This is a genomic window from Allobosea sp. LjRoot237, from assembly GCF_964253285.1.
Taxonomy (GTDB): domain Bacteria; phylum Pseudomonadota; class Alphaproteobacteria; order Rhizobiales; family Beijerinckiaceae; genus Allobosea.
This window is the reverse complement of sequence record NZ_CAXUQP020000001.1, coordinates 560187-573165: the sequence shown is the minus strand read 5'-3', so window position 1 is coordinate 573165 and position 12979 is coordinate 560187. Positions and strand designations below refer to the sequence as shown.

13 protein-coding genes are annotated in these 12979 nt (G+C 68.7%); 9 read left to right on the top strand and 4 right to left on the bottom strand.

From position 1 onward, the window contains the following. Nucleotides 1-5: 5 nt before the first annotated feature. Nucleotides 6-563 carry a GNAT family N-acetyltransferase gene (locus tag ACSQ24_RS02685; protein WP_436093189.1) on the bottom strand — a complete coding sequence of 186 codons (558 nt, stop codon included), beginning with the start codon at nt 561-563 and terminating at the stop codon, nt 6-8. Continuing rightward, complete coding sequence (locus tag ACSQ24_RS02680; protein WP_436093188.1) at nt 526-2346, bottom strand: ABC transporter ATP-binding protein; 1821 nt, start codon at nt 2344-2346, stop codon at nt 526-528. The genes ACSQ24_RS02685 and ACSQ24_RS02680 overlap by 38 nt, the downstream gene beginning before the upstream one ends. Nucleotides 2347-2603: 257 nt before the next feature. On the opposite strand from ACSQ24_RS02680, the gene ACSQ24_RS02675 reads away from it, so the two are divergent. Together ACSQ24_RS02675 and ACSQ24_RS02670 are read left to right on the top strand one after the other, a co-directional pair. Continuing rightward, on the top strand, nt 2604-3740 hold the full coding sequence (locus ACSQ24_RS02675; RefSeq protein ID WP_436093187.1) for a DSD1 family PLP-dependent enzyme: 1137 nt from the start codon (nt 2604-2606) through the stop codon (nt 3738-3740). Between the two features lie 186 nt (nt 3741-3926). After that, nucleotides 3927-4766, top strand: coding sequence for a hypothetical protein (locus tag ACSQ24_RS02670; RefSeq protein WP_436093186.1), 840 nt, complete (start codon nt 3927-3929; stop codon nt 4764-4766). Between the two features lie 107 nt (nt 4767-4873). Here ACSQ24_RS02670 and ACSQ24_RS02665 read toward each other — a convergent pair whose 3' ends face one another. Continuing rightward, the gene (locus tag ACSQ24_RS02665; RefSeq protein WP_436097811.1) at nt 4874-5998 is read right to left on the bottom strand and encodes an amidohydrolase; all 1125 of its coding nucleotides are present in this window, start codon (nt 5996-5998) and stop codon (nt 4874-4876) included. A 140-nt stretch (nt 5999-6138) separates the two neighbouring features. Continuing rightward, nucleotides 6139-7029: a substrate-binding domain-containing protein gene (locus tag ACSQ24_RS02660; protein WP_436093185.1), complete on the bottom strand. Its 891-nt coding sequence runs from the start codon at nt 7027-7029 to the stop codon at nt 6139-6141. Between the two features lie 105 nt (nt 7030-7134). On the opposite strand from ACSQ24_RS02660, the gene ACSQ24_RS02655 reads away from it, so the two are divergent. The 7 genes from ACSQ24_RS02655 (at nt 7135) to ACSQ24_RS02625 (ending at nt 12835) form a co-directional block, all read left to right on the top strand. Continuing rightward, nucleotides 7135-7836 (top strand): ABC transporter permease, encoded by a 702-nt coding sequence (locus ACSQ24_RS02655; protein WP_436093184.1) that lies wholly within the window; start codon nt 7135-7137, stop codon nt 7834-7836. A 6-nt stretch (nt 7837-7842) separates the two neighbouring features. Beyond that, complete coding sequence (locus ACSQ24_RS02650; RefSeq protein WP_436093183.1) at nt 7843-8565, top strand: ATP-binding cassette domain-containing protein; 723 nt, start codon at nt 7843-7845, stop codon at nt 8563-8565. A 174-nt stretch (nt 8566-8739) separates the two neighbouring features. Then, complete coding sequence (locus ACSQ24_RS02645; protein ID WP_436093182.1) at nt 8740-9585, top strand: extracellular solute-binding protein; 846 nt, start codon at nt 8740-8742, stop codon at nt 9583-9585. Between the two features lies 1 nt (nt 9586). Further along, on the top strand, nt 9587-10408 hold the full coding sequence (locus tag ACSQ24_RS02640) for a molybdate ABC transporter substrate-binding protein (protein WP_436093181.1): 822 nt from the start codon (nt 9587-9589) through the stop codon (nt 10406-10408). A 4-nt stretch (nt 10409-10412) separates the two neighbouring features. Then, on the top strand, nt 10413-11171 hold the full coding sequence (locus ACSQ24_RS02635; RefSeq protein WP_436093180.1) for a molybdate ABC transporter substrate-binding protein: 759 nt from the start codon (nt 10413-10415) through the stop codon (nt 11169-11171). Nucleotides 11172-11186: 15 nt separating this feature from the next. Next, nucleotides 11187-11729: a tRNA (N6-threonylcarbamoyladenosine(37)-N6)-methyltransferase TrmO gene (gene tsaA / locus ACSQ24_RS02630; protein WP_436093179.1), complete on the top strand. Its 543-nt coding sequence runs from the start codon at nt 11187-11189 to the stop codon at nt 11727-11729. A 119-nt stretch (nt 11730-11848) separates the two neighbouring features. Beyond that, nucleotides 11849-12835 (top strand): iron ABC transporter substrate-binding protein, encoded by a 987-nt coding sequence (locus ACSQ24_RS02625; RefSeq protein WP_436097810.1) that lies wholly within the window; start codon nt 11849-11851, stop codon nt 12833-12835. Nucleotides 12836-12979 lie beyond the last annotated feature (144 nt).

Here is a 12979-nt window from a genome sequence, read left to right as displayed (position 1 = left end):
TGGCGTTATGCCGGCCGCTCGCGCCGAAGCAGCAGCGTATCATGTCCCTGGAAGCCGACGATGCGCTCGTCGCGGAAGCCGGCACCTCGTGCGAGCCGGAGTGAGGGCTCGTTCTCCGGTGCGATCAGGCAGACGCAGCTTTGATGCGCGGTCTGTCCATCGAGCCAGGCGAGCGCGGCCGTCAGCGCTTCCTTCGCGAAACCGCGGCCATGCGCCCAGCTCGCAAGCACCCACCCCGCCTCGGGTATGCCGCGGATCGGCGGCTCGACCGCCCGGTGGAAATCGGCGAAGCCGAGATCGCCGACGAAGCGCCCGCTGGCCTTCTCGGTCAGCGCCCAATAGCCATAGCCCAGCAGCGGCCAGAGCCCGCGATAGCGCAGCAGCCGCATCCACGCCTCCTGGACCGTCGACGGCTGCCCAATGTGATGCACGACCGTCGCATCGCCCCACATCTGGCAAAGCGGCTCGAAATGCTCGACGCCGTGCAAATCGAGGACGAGGCGTTCGGTCTCCAGGCGAATGGCTCTAGCCCTCCGCGAATTGCAGCCGGTAGAGCCGCGCATAGGCGCCGTCGCGGGCGATCAGCCCGTCATGGTCGCCGGTTTCGACCACCCTGCCTTCGTCGAGCACCACGATCTGGTCGGCCTCGCGCACGGTCGAGAGCCGGTGCGCGATGACGAGCGTGGTCCGGCCCTTCATCAGCTCGGCCAGCGCCTGCTGCACCAGCCGCTCCGACTGGGTGTCGAGCGCTGACGTCGCTTCGTCGAGCAGCAGGATCGGTGCGTCCTTGAGGATGGCGCGGGCGATGGCCAAGCGCTGGCGCTCGCCGCCGGAGAGCCGCGAGCCGCGTTCGCCGACACGCGTCTCATAGCCATCGGGCATCGCCATGATGAAGTCGTGCGCCGCCGCGCCCTTGGCCGCCGCGACAATCTCCGCCTCGCTGGCACCGGGGCGGCCGAAGCCGATGTTGGCGCGGACGGTGTCGTCGAACAGCACCACATCCTGGCTGACCACGCCGATCTGGCTGCGCAGGCTGATGAGGGTCACGTCGCGGGTGTCCTGCCCGTCGATCTCGACCTTGCCCTCGCTCGGATCGTAGAGCCGCGGCACCAGCGCCAGCATGGTCGACTTGCCCGAGCCGGAGCGGCCGACCAGCGCCGTGGTCTTGCCGGCCTCGGCCACGAGGTCGATGCCTTCGAGGCCGCGCTGGTCATCGCGATAGCGGAAGCGCAGGTCGCGGAAGGCAACCTCGCCGCCGGTCACCGCCAGGGGCTTGGCATCCGGGCGCTCGGTGATCAGCGACTTCTCGTCGATCAGCGCGTAGTAGCGCTTCAGCGAGGCTCCGGCTTCCTGAACGATGGCGTTGAGGTTGCCGAGCGAGCGCATCGGCTGTGCCGCCAGCAGCAGCGCCGAGACATAGCCGGTGAAGTCGCCGACGGTGGAGCTGCCCGAGGTGATGCGCACGCCGATCGCGGCGAGCACGCCAGCGACCGCGATACCACCGGCGACCTCGAGCAGCGGGTCGAGCCGGCCGCGCGCATTCGCCGCCTTCATCTTCAGCGCCCGGATCGTCTCGAAGGCGGTAGCGGCGCGCTGCTTCAGATAGGGCTCGAGCGAATCGGTCTTGGCGACGCGCGCGCCCTGCAGGCTCTCGGTGACCAGGCTCGCCATGAGGCCGGTCTGCTCCTGCTGCGAGGCCGCCATCCGGCGCAATTTCTTGCCGATCCGGCCGATCGGCCGCGCGACCACCGGCGCGATCAGGAGCACGACGGCGGTCATCTTCCAGTCGATCCAGAGCATGGCGCCGACCAGCGCGATCGCCGTCATCACGTCGCGAATCGCGATGTTGACCAGCCGTGTCAGCGCCTCCTTGACGAAGGTGAAGTCGGTGGTGAAGCGCTGTGTGAGCGAAGCGGGATTCTCACGCTGCAGCTGGGCGAGGTCGGCATCGATCAGATGGTCATAGAGCGCGCTCTGCATATCCGCCTCGATCCGGCTGACGACGCTGTTGGTCATCACCGTCTGGGTCAGCAGCGAGAAGCCCTTGATCGCGGTGACGATCACCACGACGATCGCGACCGCATTGACGACGCCGATCTCGATGCCGAGCGATTTCGAGACCAGTCTTTCGGCGCGGCGCACGAAGCCGGTCGCCTCGGCCCCGATCGGGTCGGCGAAGGCGTCGAAGGCCGCCTTGATCAAGAGCGGATAGAAGCTCGTCGTCGCGGCGATGACCACGACGAGGGCGAGGATGGTGAGCATTTGCGGCAGGTATTGCCGCCCACGCTCGCGCCAGACTCGGGCAAAGAGCGCAAGGGTGTCGTCGGTGACGCGGCCGATCTTCATGGGGCGCGGCCTAACATGGCCGCCATGCGAGCGCCACTGCCCGGCGAGGATGAAGCCCTCCCCCGCTTGCGGTGGGGAGGGTTGGGTGGGGGCAGCGCCGCTCGGCGTCAAATTGAAAGAAAAATCGAACCCTGCTTTGCGGCCCCCCATCCCTAACCCTTCCCACCGCAAGCGGGGGGAAGGGGATGCCGGTCTTGCTCCGGACACGAACCTGACGTCCGATAGCCTCGGAATTGATTCACCAGATTCGAGAGCTCATGCCCCTTACCCCGCCGGCCCGGCCCGGACAGTCCTTCGCCGAGATCGACACGCCCGCCTTGATCATCGATCTCGACGCCTTCGAGCGGAACCTCGTCACCATGGCGGCCTTTGCCGAGGCGACCGGCGTGCGCTTGCGCCCGCACGCCAAGACCCACAAGAGCCCCGAGATCGCGATGCGCCAGATCGCCCATGGCGCGGTCGGGCAGTGCTGCCAGAAAGTTGGGGAAGCCGAGGTCCTGGTCGCCGGCGGCGTCACCGACGTGCTCGTCACCAACGAGATCGCCGGAGCCCACAAGCTCGACCGGCTGGCCAAGCTCGCCCGCGACGCCCGCATCGGGCTCTGCGTCGACCATATCGACGGTGTGCGCGAGGCGGCCGAGGCGGCGGCACGCAACGATGTCGTCCTCGACGTGCTGGTCGAGCTCGATATTGGCGGGCGCCGCTGCGGCGTCGCGCCCGGTGAGGCGGCGGTCCGGCTCGCCGAGGCGGTGGCGCGCAGCAACACGCTGCGCTTTCGCGGTGTGCAGGCCTATCACGGCTCGGCCCAGCACATGCGTTCGATCGACGAGCGCAGCGAGGCGATCGAGCGCGCCGGCCTGCTCACCCGCAATGCGATCGAGCGCCTCGCCCAGGCCGGCCTCGCCTGCGAAACCGTCGGCGGCGCCGGCACCGGCACCTTCGAGCTGGAGAGCCGCTCCGGCATCTGGAACGAGCTGCAATGCGGCTCCTACATCTTCATGGATGCCGACTACGCGCGCAATCGCATGGCCGACGGCACGCCCTTCCATACCTTCCAGCACGCGCTCTTCGTGCTCGCCGGGGTGATGAGCAAACCCGTGCCTGACCGCGCCATCGTCGATGCCGGCCACAAGGCCGCGGCGGTCGATTCCGGCATGCCGGTGCCGTGGCAGCGCGACGGCGTGATCTACACCAAGCCTTCCGACGAGCACGGCATCCTCACCGGCGACCCTGTGGCCGTGCCGCATCGCGGCGACCGTGTCCTGCTCGTGCCCGGCCATTGCGACCCGACCGTCAACCTGCACGACTGGTATGTCTGCGTGCGCGGGCTTTCCGGCCCCGACGCACATGTCGAGGCGGTCTGGCCGGTGGCCGGGCGCGGGGCGCTCAACTAGCTACGATGGAATCATGCTCCTTACCCCTCCACCGTCATTCCGGCCGCAGCGAAGCGGAGCGCCGGAATCCATCGTAGAGTTCCAGCCCCCTTCGATGGATTCCGGAGCTGCGCCGCTAGCGCGGCTTGTCCGGAATGACGGAAAAGATACACGGATAGCCCGACGAAATCGGCTGTCGCCCCCCTGATGCTCGCCGAGCTGGCGCTCCGTACCCTGACGCCCGCAGCGCCGATGGCGCGCCGCTTCGGCCTGCTGCGGGAGGGCGTCGCGCTCTGGTCGCGCGGGCGTCGCCAGCGCAAGGCCTGGGAGCCGCATCACGCCCGCTGCCGCGCCATCATTGCCGAGGTCGCGGCCGCGCTGCCGATGCGACGCAAGGTCGTGGTGCTCGGATCCGGCCCCGCCCGCGACATCCCGCTGGAGGCGCTCTGCGCGAGCTTCGACGAGGTCGTGCTGGTCGACATCGTCCATCTGCCGCTGCTGCGCCTGAAGCTCTGGCGGCAAACCAAGGTCAGCCTCCTCAGCCGCGACCTCACCGGCGCGATGGCCTGGCTCGCCGGCGAGACGGAGGGACGGCAGGACCCGCTCGCCGACCTCGTCGCCGACGACAGCGTCGATCTCGTCGTCTCCGCCAATCTGCTCTCGCAGCTCGCCTGGCCGGTGGCAGACTGGCTCGAGGACAACCCCGCCCGCGCTGCCACCCTCCCCGCGAACCTGTCGGCGCGCTGCATTGCCTGGCATCTCGACGATCTCGCCCGCTTCACGGGCCATGTCTGCCTGATCAGCGATGTCGAGATGGTCGAACGTGACCGCGAAGGCGCGATCCATGAGCGCCTCGACCTGACCTATGGCGTCGCGTTGCCGAAGGAGGACGAAAGCTGGCTCTGGCCGGTCGCGCCCTTCGGCGAAGCAGAGCCAGACCGGGAATATGTGCACAAGGTCCGCGCGTGGCGACGATTCGGCACAGAGAACCCTTCTCCCCTCGGGGGAGAAGGTCCGGCAGGGGATGAGGGCTGCACGACAGGGTGAGACGAGAACAGGCTTAGGCTGTCCTTCCCTCATCCGTCAGCGCTTCGCGCTGCCACCTTCTCCCCCGAAGGGAGAAGGGTTCGCAGTCGACTCCCCTAGAACATGCCTCACCCCACCGCCAGCCGCCGCCTCACGATCTCGGCATGGAAGCGCGCACCGTGGATCAGGCCGGCATCGTCGAAATCGTAGCGCGGATTGTGCAGCGGTGCGCTCTCGCCATTGCCGACGAAGGAGAAGCAGCCCGGCACATGGGCGAGGAAGCGGGCAAAGTCCTCAGAACCGGTGAAGGGCTCTGAGACGACCGAAACGTTCTCGGAGCCGAGCACTGCGCGCGCCGCCTCCAGCGCCGCTTCCGTCTGGGCCTGCTGGTTGAGCAGCGGCACGAATTCGCGCGTATAGCTCACCGATTGCTCGACATTGTAGGCGCGCGCGATGCCCTCGGCGATCACGCGCATCTGCGCTTCGATCTCGGCGCTGACTTCAGGATGAAAACTGCGGGCGTCGCCGAGGATGCGCGCCTGTCCCGGCAGGGCGTTGCGGGTGCCGTCGGTGATCAGCTCCGTCACCGAGACCACGGCGATCTGGGCTGGGCTGAGGCGACGTGAGACGATGGTCTGCAGGCTGGTGACCAGAGCGCAGGCGGCGACCAGCGTCTCATTGCCGACATGCGGGCGGGCGGCGTGGCCGCCGACACCGGTCAGGACGATCTCGAAATTATCCTCCGCCGACATGATCGGCCCGATGCGGGTCTGGAATTTGCCGACCGGCAGCCTCGGCGCATTGTGCAGCCCGTAGATCTCCTCGAACGGAAAGCGCTCCAGCAAGCCGTCATCGAGCATGGCGAGCGCCCCGCGTCCCCATTCCTCGGCCGGCTGGAAGACGAAGCGCACGGTGCCGTCGAAGCCGCCATCCGCGGCCAGGAGCTTCGCCGCCCCAAGCAGCATGGCGGTGTGGCCGTCATGGCCGCAGGCGTGCATGACGCCGGGGTTCTGCGAGCGATGCGGCAGCTCGCCTTGCTCGGGAATGCGCAGGGCGTCCATGTCGGCCCGCAGCGCGATCGCCCGGTTGCCGCTGCCGCGCTTCAGCGTGCCGACCACGCCCGTGCCTCCGACGCCTTCGACCACGTCGTCCAAACCGAACTCGCGCAGCTTCTCGGCAACGAAGGCGCTGGTGCGTGTCTCCTCGAAGCCGAACTCCGGGTGGGCATGCAGGTCGCGCCGCCAGGCGGTCATCTCCTGCACGAGGGTGTCGAGATCGATCGTCACGGGCCGTCCCTGCCTGCTGCAACGGCCGGAAGACTATGTCGATGTGGGCGCAAGAGGCGCTGAAATTGCCCGCCCGATTTGCAAGCTTGTTTCGCGGGCGTCCGGCCTCAGCGGTTCAACCGCACGCTCCCGCTGATCGAGAGGTCGTAGCCACCGAACTCCTTCGCCCGCGCCGCCATGTCGGGACTGCGCATCCAGGCGAGCAGCTTCTGCGTCGCCGGCTCGAAATAGCTCCGTCGGCGCAGCACCAGATCGACGTGTTCCCAGACGAGCGGCAGGAAGGCAAGGCCGAACGCCATGGCGATGGCGCGTGCGGCGATGCCGCAATCGGCGCGGCCGGAGCGGATCGCCAGCGCCAGATCCTGGCCGGTGGCGCAAATGCCGTCGGCGACAACCATGCGGCCGGAGGGAACGCCTGCCCGCTCCAGCAGGCTCAGCAGCAGCAATTGCGCCCCGGCGCCGCGCTGGCGCTGGGCGAAGCGTGCGCCCTTGGCGACCGCCGCTCCGAGCCCGTCGATCCCGAGCGGGTTGTCGGGCGCCACCAGCAGCCCCTGCTCGCGCCGGGCGAAGTTGATCGCCACCGCATCGTGCAACGAGGCCTCCGCCCGGATCGCGGCGAGATTGGCGGCGTCGTCATCCGGCGTCGCATGCAGGTGCAGCGCCGCGATGGCGACCTCGTTGCGGACGAGCCGATCGAGCCCGGCCTGCGAGCCCTCGGCCAGCAGCGCCAGCCCGCAGCCGGATTCGCGGATGGCGAGCTCGAGCAGCGAATCCTGGCTGCCGCCGACGATCGGCGGTGGCGAGGTCGCCTCGAGCCCGGCGGGATTGGCCAGCCCGGCCTCGAGCCAGCGATCGAGCCCGGCGCGCGGGAACAGCCATTTTCCGGAGACCTTGGTGCAGGGCACCGCACCCTGCCCGACCAGCTCGTAGAGCTTGCGGTCCTTGAGGCGCAGATAGGAGGCCGCTTCTTCGGTCGTGAGCCAGATTTGATCCTGCATCAGCCTGCACATGCCTGCGCTGCTTACGGCGTTGGCATTTCGTCGCATTGAACTCTACCAATTGCAAATGCTTGCAATCTCAAGGCGAGCATACGGGAGCAGGCTTTGGACGTCGGCGCGATTTTTCAGGCGGCATTTGCCCTGGTGGTCGGGCTCGATCCCGGCTTCCTCGGCATCGTCTTCCTGTCGCTGCGCGTCACCCTGACCGCCGTGCTGATCGCAGCGCTGATCGGCCTGCCGCTCGGCGCGGCCCTGGCGCTGGCCCGTTTTCCCGGGCGCTCGGCGATCATCGTCTGCCTGAACGCGCTGATGGGTTTGCCGCCGGTCGTCGCCGGCCTTGCCGTCTTCCTGCTGCTGTCGCGCTCCGGCCCGCTCGGGCCGCTCGGCCTGCTGTTCACGCCGACCGCGATGATCATCGCGCAGGTGATCCTCGTCCTGCCGATCGTGATCGCGCTGACCCGGCAGGTGATCGAGGACCTCTGGAGCGAATATCGCGACCATCTGCGCTCGGTCGGCCTCGACGGCATGCGCGCCATTCCGACCCTGCTCTTCGACGGGCGCTTTGCCCTGGCGACGGCGCTGCTCGCCGGCTTCGGCCGGGCCAGCGCCGAGGTCGGCGCCGTCCTGATCGTCGGCGGCAACATCGCCGGCTACACCCGCACCATGACCACGGCGATCACGCTGGAGACCTCGAAGGGCGACCTGCCGCTGGCGCTGGGCCTCGGCCTCGTCCTGCTCTCGCTGACGCTCGCCATCAACGCCATCGCCTTCGGCGCCAGCCGCATCGGCGCGCGCTATGCCGGGTGAGCGAACATGCTGAGCGCAACCTCGATCCTGCCGCTGACCGTCGAGGCTGCCGCCTTCTCCGGCGAGGGCAAGCTCTTGGTCGAACCCAACAGCTTCATCATCCCGGCCGGTGGCCTCACCGTGCTGCTCGGGCCGAACGGCGCCGGCAAGTCGCTGACCTTGCGCCTCTGCCACGGCCTGCTGAAACCGAGCCGCGGCGCCGTGCGCTGGGCTGCCGGGGCCGAGGGAAGAGCCAAGCGCCACGCCATGGTCTTCCAGAAGCCGATCATGCTGCGCCGCTCGGTCGAGGCCAACATCACCCATGCGCTCGCCGCCGCCGGCAGCAATGGCGCCGAGCGCAAGGCGCGCGCGGCCCAGGCGCTGCAGCATTTCGGTCTGAACGAGCGCGCGAGCCAGCCGGCCCGTCTCCTCTCCGGCGGCGAGCAGCAGCGCCTCGCCATCGCCCGCGCCTGGGCGCTGCGGCCCGAGCTGCTCTTCCTGGACGAACCGACCTCGCAGCTCGACCCTGCCGCGACACGCCAGATCGAGGAATTACTGTCGGGTCTCGTCGCCGAGGGCATCACCGTGATGATGTCGACCCATGATCTCGGCCAGGCCCGCCGCCTCGCCGACCGCGTGCTCTTCCTGCATCGCGGCCGCCTGGTCGAGGATGCCCCCGCCAAGGATTTCTTCGCCGAGCCGCAATCGGCCGAGGCACGCGCCTTCCTGGCAGGAGAGCTGCTGTGGTGAAACCTCTCCTTCTGCCTTTCACCCCCTCAGCCCTCATCCTGAGGAGCCGCGCAGCGGCGTCTCGAAGGATGCTCCAGGGCGCACTGGAACCATCCTTCGAGACGCGATCTGCGATCGCTCCTCAGGATGAGGGCTTTGGGAATCCGTCCGACCGAGACCTCAGGGGATAATGCAATGTCTTCGATCCGCCGCCGCTCCCTCCTCGCCGCCGGCCTCTTCCTTGGCCTGAGCGGCATCGCTCACGCCCAGGCTCCGGCTGGAGAGCGCTTCATCACCGTGGCCTCGACCACCTCGACCCAGGATTCCGGCCTGTTCAACCACATCCTGCCGCTGTTCAAGGCCAAGACCGGCATCGAGGTCCGGGTCATCTCGCAGGGCACCGGCCAGGCCCTCGACACCGCCCGCCGGGGCGATGCCGACGTCGTCTTCGTCCACGCCAGGGCGCAGGAGCTGAAATTCGTCGAGGAGGGCTTTTCGACCGAGCGCCGGCCGGTGATGTACAACGACTTCGTCCTGATCGGGCCGAAGAGCGATCCCGCCGGTGTCGCCGGCAGCAAGGACATCGTCGCGGCGCTGAAGACAATCCAGGAGAAGGGCGCGCCCTTCGTCTCGCGCGGCGACAAGTCCGGCACGCATGCCGCCGAGCTCAACCTCTGGAAGGTCGCGGGCATCGACATCGCCGCGCAGAAGGGGCCGTGGTATCGCGAAATCGGCCAGGGCATGGGCGCGGCGCTCAACACCTCCGGCGCCATGGGCGCCTATGTCCTCTCCGACCGCGCCACCTGGATCTCGTTCAAGAACCGCGGCGATCTCATCATCTCCGTCGAGGGCGACAAGCGCCTGTTCAACCAGTACGGCGTGATGTCGGTGGACCCTGCCAAGCACCCGCATGTGAAGTTCAACGACGGCAAGCTCTTCGCCGACTGGCTGACCAGCCCGGAGGGTCAGAAGGCGATCGCCGACTACAAGATCGACGGCCAGCAGCTGTTCTTCCCGAACGCCGGCCAGGCGGGCGCCTGACATGCTGCGCAAGCTCGCTCTCACCGCCCTGATCGGCCTGTGGCCGGCGCTCGCCTCGGCGCAGCAGGCCCAGAAACCGGTCCTTCTGCATGCCGCCGGCAGCCTGAAGAATGCCCTGACCGAGGTCTCCAAGGCTTTCGAGGCCTCCGCGGGTATTCCGGTCAAGACCAGCTTCCGCCCTTCCGGCCTCCTCCGCGAGGCTCTTGCCAAGGGCGAGCCGGCCGAAGTCTTCGCCTCCGCCAACATGGACCATCCGCTCGCGCTGGCGAAGGACGGCAAGGCCGGCCCGGTCGTGCTCTTCGTCCGCAACGAGACCTGCGCCTTCGCGCGTGCGGGGCTCGACGTGACCAGCAACACGCTGCTCGCGCGCATGCTCGATCCCAAGGTCAAGCTCGGCACCTCGACGCCGAAGGCCGACCCATCCGGCGACTATGCCTGGCAGGTCTTCGCCAAGGCCGAGGGGCTGAAGTCCGGTGCCAAGGCGGCGCTGGAAGCCAAGGCGCTGCAGCTCGTCGGTGGCCCGAGCAGCACCCCGACCCCGCCCGACCGCAACGGCACCGGCCATCTGCTCGCGACCGGCGCGGCCGATCTCTTCCTCGGCTATTGCACCAATGCCGACCCGATCGCCCGCGAGCAGCCGGGCATCCGCATGGTCCGGCTGCCGGAGAAACTGCTGGTCGGCGCCGATTATGGGCTGACGGTGATGAACGGCGCCTCGCCGAACGCCTATCGGCTGGCCATGTACATCCTATCGCCGGACGGCCAGCGCATCCTGGCGCGGCACGGTTTCGTCGCGCCCGGCCTGCCGCGCGAGGGGAACTGAGGTCTTGGCTGCGCCCGCCTCGGTGAGACTGCACGCCGCCGGCAGCCTGCGCACGGCGCTGCTCGACATTGCCGCCGCCTTCCAAAGCGAGACCGGAGTCCTCGTCTCCTCGCAATTCGGCGCCTCCGGCCTGCTCAAGGACCGGCTTGCCAGGGGCGAGCCCGGCGAAGTCTTCGCCTCGGCCAATCTGGAGCATCCGCAGGCACTGGCCCGCGCCGGCCTCGCCGGCCCGGCCGTGCTCTTCGCCCGCAACGAGCTCTGCGCCTTCCTGCGGCCTGGGCTGGTTGCCACGGCAGCAACGCTGCTCGATCTGATGCTCGATCCCAAGGTCAGGCTCGGCACCTCGACGCCGCGGGCCGACCCTTCCGGCGATTACGCCTTCGCCGTCTTCGCCCGGGCGGAGTCGGTGAAACCGGGCGCAAAGGCAGCGCTCGAAGCCAAGGCGTTGAATCTCACCGGCGGGCCGGAGTGCACGCCGGCGCCGGACGGGCTCAACGTCTACGGTCACAAGCTGGCGAGCGGCGAGGCCGACATCTTCCTGGCCTATTGCACCAACGCCCAGCCGCTTGCGAAAGAGCAGCCGGGGGTCGCGATGCTGCGCCTACCGGATCAGCTCGCGGTCGGCGCCGATTACGGCCTGACGGTGCTGAACAAGGCCTCGCTGAACGGCTACCGGCTCGCCATGTTCATCCTGTCGCCGCAGGGCCAGACGATCCTGGCAAGGCATGGCTTCGCCGCGCCGGGCCTGCCGCGCAAGGGATAGCGGGAAGGGCAGATCATGGACTGGCAAGCGACCCGGCCGGGCGAGACCGAAGCGCCCCTGCCCGAGCGGAGCGATGCCCGGCTCGTCTTCATCGGCCGCATCCGCACGCCGTTCGCGACGCGCGACGACTGCCCGCGCCAGGGTCGGCAAGACGGGCCGCTATGCCGGGTAGAGATCGACGCGCCCTGGCAGGCGGCGCTCAAAGGCATCGAAGCCTTCAGCGAACTCAATCTGCTCTACTGGATGCACGAAGCCAGGCGCGATCTGCTGACGCAGACCCCGCGCGGCGGCGGAACGCTCGGCACCTTCGCGCTGCGCTCGCCGGTGCGGCCGAACCCAATCGCATTGTCGCGGGTGAAGCTCGAAGGCGTCGAGGACGGCGTCCTGCTGGTGCGCGGGCTCGACTGCCTCGACGGCACGCCACTCCTCGACATCAAGCCGTTTCGCTGCAGCCATTCGCACGGGACAAGGGAGAAGAGCACTCACGGAACGATCGAGCACAACCCGCCCTCTCCCCCCTTGTGGGGGAGAGCTGGAGAGGGGGGTAGCCAGCTGTGAGGTCGATCGAAAGCGATACAACGCTCACCCAGTCACCCCCCTCCCCGACCCTCCCCCACAAGGGGGGAGGGAGTCCGCATCCTGATCGCCGCGCCGTTCTCGCCGGTCTCGGCGCGACGCTGGCCGCCCCACGCCTCGCCCGTGCCGCCACCATCCGCGACGGCGCCAGCCGCGAAGTGCCGGTGCCCGGCAAGGTCGAGCGCATCTTTCCGGCCGGTCCGCCCGCGGCGATCTTGATCTACACGCTCGCGCCCGACCTCTTGATCGGCTGGCCGCGCGCCAATCGGCCGGAGGAACGCGAATTCCTGCTGCCCGGCATCGGCGACCGGCCCGAGGTCGGCCGCATCACCGGTCGCGGCAACAGCGCCAATCTCGAAGCCGTGCTCCAGGCCAAGCCGGATCTCATCATCGATTCCGGCTCGACCGGCCGCACCTATGTCGAGCTCGCCGAGCGCGTCCAGCAGCAGACCGGCATCCCCTATGCCCTGCTCGACGGCCGCTTTGACCAGACCCCGGCGAGCTATCGCATCCTCGGCCAGCTCACCGGCCGCAGCGAGCGCGCCGAGACTCTGGCGCGCTGGTGCGAGGACAGCTTCGCGACGATCCGCGGCCGCGTCGCTTCGATTCCGGCCGAGAAGCGCCCGAGCGTCTACTATGCCCGCGGCCCACGCGGGCTCGAGACCGGGCTCGGCGGCTCGATCAATGTCGAAACGCTTAGCTTCCTCGGCGCCCGCAACGCCGCCGCCGAACAGCAGGGCAGCGGCCTCGCCCAGGTCTCGCTCGAACAGGTACTGGCCTGGAACCCGGACGTCATCGTCACCATCGACCTCGCCTTCGCCGAAAGCGTGCGCAGCGATCCGAACTGGGCCGGGGTCAAGGCGGTGCGCGAGGGCCGCGTCCACCTTTCGCCGAAGCTGCCCTTCGGCTGGGTCGACTTCCCGCCCTCGGTCAACCGCGCGATCGGCCTGTGGTGGCTGGCGCAGCTGCTCTACCCCGCTCAGTTCCCGGAGGATATCCGCAAGCTCGCCCGCGATTTCCACACGCTGTTCTACCAAGTGACGCCGAGCGAGGCGCAGCTCGACCGCGTCCTGGCGGGGCGGGGATGAAGGCTTCCCCACTCAGGTCATCCCGGGCGGAGCGAAGCGGAGACCCGGGATCCATGCCTGAACATCATTCGGCAATGTTCCGGCATGGATCCCGGATCGGCGCGGCTTCGCCGCTTGTCCGGGATGACCGCATTGTGTTTCGGT

Coding starts and splice junctions, on each gene's coding strand:
- tsaA (WP_436093179.1), top strand. CDS start 11,187: ATGGACTGGCAAGCGACCCGGCCGGGCGAGACCGAAGCGCCCCTGCCC.
- ACSQ24_RS02685 (WP_436093189.1), bottom strand. CDS start 563: ATGCGCGGCTCTACCGGCTGCAATTCGCGGAGGGCTAGAGCCATTCGC.
- ACSQ24_RS02670 (WP_436093186.1), top strand. CDS start 3,927: ATGCTCGCCGAGCTGGCGCTCCGTACCCTGACGCCCGCAGCGCCGATG.
- ACSQ24_RS02665 (WP_436097811.1), bottom strand. CDS start 5,998: ATGACCGCCTGGCGGCGCGACCTGCATGCCCACCCGGAGTTCGGCTTC.
- ACSQ24_RS02660 (WP_436093185.1), bottom strand. CDS start 7,029: ATGCAGGATCAAATCTGGCTCACGACCGAAGAAGCGGCCTCCTATCTG.
- ACSQ24_RS02675 (WP_436093187.1), top strand. CDS start 2,604: ATGCCCCTTACCCCGCCGGCCCGGCCCGGACAGTCCTTCGCCGAGATC.
- ACSQ24_RS02650 (WP_436093183.1), top strand. CDS start 7,843: ATGCTGAGCGCAACCTCGATCCTGCCGCTGACCGTCGAGGCTGCCGCC.
- ACSQ24_RS02645 (WP_436093182.1), top strand. CDS start 8,740: ATGTCTTCGATCCGCCGCCGCTCCCTCCTCGCCGCCGGCCTCTTCCTT.
- ACSQ24_RS02640 (WP_436093181.1), top strand. CDS start 9,587: ATGCTGCGCAAGCTCGCTCTCACCGCCCTGATCGGCCTGTGGCCGGCG.
- ACSQ24_RS02680 (WP_436093188.1), bottom strand. CDS start 2,346: ATGAAGATCGGCCGCGTCACCGACGACACCCTTGCGCTCTTTGCCCGA.